The organism is Streptomyces sp. NPDC006476 (assembly GCF_040612015.1).
GTDB lineage: Bacteria > Actinomycetota > Actinomycetes > Streptomycetales > Streptomycetaceae > Streptomyces > Streptomyces griseorubiginosus_B.
Genome location: NZ_JBEXPK010000220.1, coordinates 1 through 3,386, shown reverse-complemented (window position 1 = coordinate 3,386; position 3,386 = coordinate 1). Strand labels below are relative to the sequence as shown.

The following is a 3,386-nucleotide window of genomic DNA, read 5'->3' as shown; positions in this document are numbered from 1 at the left end:
CAGACCTCCACGGCGGGAGACAGCGCCGCCGACAGCGGAAAGTAGAAACTGGCTGATCCGCCCGCGTGGGGCAGGCAGAGCAGACGTGTGCGGGCTTCCGGGGCCGGATGGAAACGCCGTATCCACGCGTTCGGCTCCCGCTTGACGGCTGTCATGCGATTCGTCTTCCTTTCCTCGGTCGACACACGACACGTCCTCCTGTCGTCGGATCCGTGTCGACAGCCGGACATGCAGAACCCTTACCCTCAATGCCCGACGGTGCCGTCCCACGTCTTGACCAGTCCCATACGTGAGGTGACATCCAACTTGCGGAATATCTTTCGCAGATGGAAGGCCACGGTGTGACGGGAGAGGAAGAGCTGGGAGGCCACCTGGTTGTTGGTCAGCCCCTGGGCCACCAGTTCGGCGACCGCGGTCTCCGTCTTCGTGAGGTTCCTGATCTCCTTGCCGGGCAGGGTGGGCCAACGGGAGATGCGATGCCGGACGCCGAGGTTCCACAGCCGGTTCTTGATGCGCAGGACGTCGCGGAACGCCCCCACTGCCAGATACGCGTCGCCGGTGCGCTCCAAGACCGGGACGATCTGCTCCTCGGGCAGCCGTCGCCGCAGCAGAAGAACACCGTTTGTCAGTCTTTTCGCACCGGATCCCGCAAGGATCGGGTAGTCCCGGCTGAGGCGGTCTGACTCTTGCTTACGACCGACCCCGTGAGTGTCCTGGCGTTGATCTGTCGACCGCCCGGCCGGGCACGCAGCAAGTGCTGCCGCCGGACGGACGTGACCTGATAAGAGCCTGGAGCCGACTCGCCAAAGCGTCCCCGTGACAGTCCTGTCCGTCCGACCGGCGACAGCGTGAACCCCACGCTACCGACCGGAAGGAACTCCGTGCAGACCAGCGAGCAATTCAGGTCCGGGCACGTCGTGATCGGCGTCGACACGCACAAGCACGTGCACGTCGCAGCGGTGATGGACACGATCGGCGGGATCCTGGCCACCCTCACGATTCCCACCGACACCGGCGGCTTCCAGTAACTGGCCACCTGGGCAGGCTCGTTCGGCAGGATCCTCGCATTCGGGATCGAGGGAACGGGGTCCTACGGCGCCACGTTGACCTCGTTCCTGCGCAGAGCCGGTCACAAGGTGGTCGAGGCCGGACGCCCTGACCGGCGGCTGCGGCGCATGAACGGGAAGTCCGACACCTTGGACGCCGATAACGCCGCCCGCGCCGTGCTGGCCGGGTTCGCGACGGCCACGCCGAAGACCGCCGACGGCGAGGCCGAGATGATCCGCCAGCTCAAGATCGCTCATGACCAGGCTGTTGAACAGCGTGCGACGGCGATGGTCACGATGAAGGCGATGCTCGTTCACGCCTCGGACGCCCTGCGTCGGGAGACGGCCGGCAAGACCCAGATCAGCCTGGCGCGGCACCTGGCAGCTATGCGTCCTCACCGTCTGGAAGCTCCTGAGGACGCCCTTCGGCACACCCTGCGGACGCTCGCCAAGCGATGGCAGTACCTGGACGCCGAGGCCAAGGAACTGACGAAGATGATCGGTGACCTGGTCCAGCGGGCCGCCCCGCAACTGCTCGAGCCTTTCGGGATCGGCGTCGACACCGCCGCGGAGATCCTCGTCGTGACCGGCGACAACCCCGAGCGGATCAAGTCCGAGGCAGCCCTCGCCAAGCTCGGGGGCATCGCGCCCGTGCCCACCGGCTCCGGCATGACCGGCGGCAGGCACCGCATCAACCACGGCGGCCACCGCCAGCTGACCGCCGCGATCTACCGAACCGTCATCGTTCGGATGCGGTTCCATCAGCCCACGATCGACTACGCCGCCCGCCGCACCGCCGAGGGCAAGACAAAACGCGAGATCATCCGCTGCCTCAAGCGCTACGTCATCCGCGAGGTCTACCACCTGCTCCGACCCGCTCCACGGACAGCCTCCGGAGCGAGTTGACAACTATAGGAGTCGACCGTTCACCTGCGGTGACGCCCCGCGGATCCTGCTGGCCAAATATGGGGTTATGCGGCGAGGGTGAGGTCGAGTCGGGCGAGGTGGCTGGTGCGAGTGTGGTCGAGGGGCTGGCCGTTCCACCAGGCGTCGAGGCGGATCAGGTTGAGGGCGACGGCGGAGTAGACGTGCTCGAGGTGGGTCTTGCCGAGGCCGCGGTAGCGGGCCCGGCGGTTGCCGGTGACTGCCATGGCCTGGCGGATGGTGCCCTCGACGCCGAGCCTGCGCCGGGCCGCCGAACGCTTCCAGGTCTCGCCCACCACGGCCCAGCGCTGGGCCGACCGCTACCGGCAACACGGTGAGGCGGGCATGGCTGACCACTCCAGCCGCCCGCGCACCAGCCCGCGCAGGACACCGACCCGCACCGAACGCCGGATCATCAAGGTCCGTGTCCTGCGCCGGTGGGGACTGGCCCGCATCGCACACCTGCTGCGGCTGGTGCCCTCGACCGTGCACCGTGTGCTGACCCGCTACGGCCTGGCCCGCCTCACGCATCTGGACCGGCCCACCGGCCGTGTCATACGCCGTTACGAACGCGAACGTCCCGGCGAGCTGGTGCACGTCGACGTCAAGAAGCTCGGCAACATCCCCGACGGCGGCGGCCACAAGGTCCTCGGCCGTCAGGCCGGCCGAAAGACCCGCGCCAACGCCGGCTACAGCTACCTGCACACCGCCGTCGACGACCACTCCCGCCTGGCCTACAGCGAGATCCACCCGGACGAGAAGAAGGAGACCGCCACCGGCTTCTGGCAGCGGGCCCAGGCGTTCTTCATCCAGGCCGGGATCACCGTCGAACGGGTCCTGACCGACAACGGCTCCTGCTACCGCTCACGCGACTGGCGCGACCTGCTCAGCGCGGCCGGGATCGCCCACAAGCGCACCCGGCCCTACCAGCCGCAGACCAACGGGAAGGTCGAACGCTTCAACCGCACCCTGCTCGACGAGTGGGCCTACGCCCGCCCCTACCGCTCAGAACAGGAACGACGCGACGCCTTTCCCGAATGGCTGCACACCTACAATCACCACCGCGGACACACCGCACTGAAAGGCCAACCACCCGCCAGCCGCGTCCCCAACCTCACGGGTCAGTACAACTAGAGCAGCACCTCAGTTGCGGAACTCAGGAAATCCCAAGACACGATATTTGGCCAGCAGGATCTTTGGTCTTTGCGGTATCGCCGTCCGGAGATCGGATTGCTCAGTGAGCGGTCCAGGGCTGAGGAAAGCTCAGTAACGGTACTGCTGCTCGTCGTAGCCATTGCCGTTACCGTGACCCTGGTTCTGCCCCTGGCCGTCACCCTGGTAGGGATACTGCTGCTCCTGCGGGAGCTCGCCGCCGTACGTCTCGTCCGTGCGCTGCTGCGGGACCCACACCCCGCC

Annotated in this window: 5 protein-coding genes and 1 pseudogene; 3 read left to right on the top strand and 3 right to left on the bottom strand. The window is 67.1% G+C overall.

Annotated elements, in window-relative coordinates; translation table 11 throughout:
- Together ABZZ74_RS53165 and ABZZ74_RS53160 are read right to left on the bottom strand one after the other, a co-directional pair.
- Positions 1 to 155: pseudogene (locus ABZZ74_RS53165) on the bottom strand (thioesterase); the annotation flags it as partial.
- 90 nt (positions 156 to 245) lie between these two features.
- On the bottom strand, positions 246 to 569 hold the full coding sequence (locus ABZZ74_RS53160) for a helix-turn-helix transcriptional regulator (RefSeq protein WP_356951311.1): 324 nt from the start codon (positions 567 to 569) through the stop codon (positions 246 to 248).
- Between the two features lie 312 nt (positions 570 to 881).
- Here ABZZ74_RS53160 and ABZZ74_RS53155 point away from each other — a divergent pair, with 312 nt between their 5' ends.
- A complete protein-coding gene (locus ABZZ74_RS53155; protein WP_356951310.1) occupies positions 882 to 1,028 on the top strand; it encodes a hypothetical protein in 147 nt (48 codons plus the stop codon).
- On the top strand, positions 1,029 to 1,952 hold the full coding sequence (locus ABZZ74_RS53150; protein ID WP_356951313.1) for a transposase: 924 nt from the start codon (positions 1,029 to 1,031) through the stop codon (positions 1,950 to 1,952).
- 65 nt (positions 1,953 to 2,017) lie between these two features.
- On the opposite strand, the gene ABZZ74_RS53145 is transcribed toward ABZZ74_RS53150, so the two are convergent.
- The gene (locus ABZZ74_RS53145; RefSeq protein WP_356951312.1) at positions 2,018 to 2,266 is read right to left on the bottom strand and encodes a transposase; all 249 of its coding nucleotides are present in this window, start codon (positions 2,264 to 2,266) and stop codon (positions 2,018 to 2,020) included.
- Here ABZZ74_RS53145 and ABZZ74_RS53140 point away from each other — a divergent pair.
- A complete protein-coding gene (locus ABZZ74_RS53140; RefSeq protein WP_356951309.1) occupies positions 2,196 to 3,104 on the top strand; it encodes an IS481 family transposase in 909 nt (302 codons plus the stop codon). The genes ABZZ74_RS53145 and ABZZ74_RS53140 overlap by 71 nt on opposite strands.
- Positions 3,105 to 3,386: the final 282 nt, after the last annotated feature.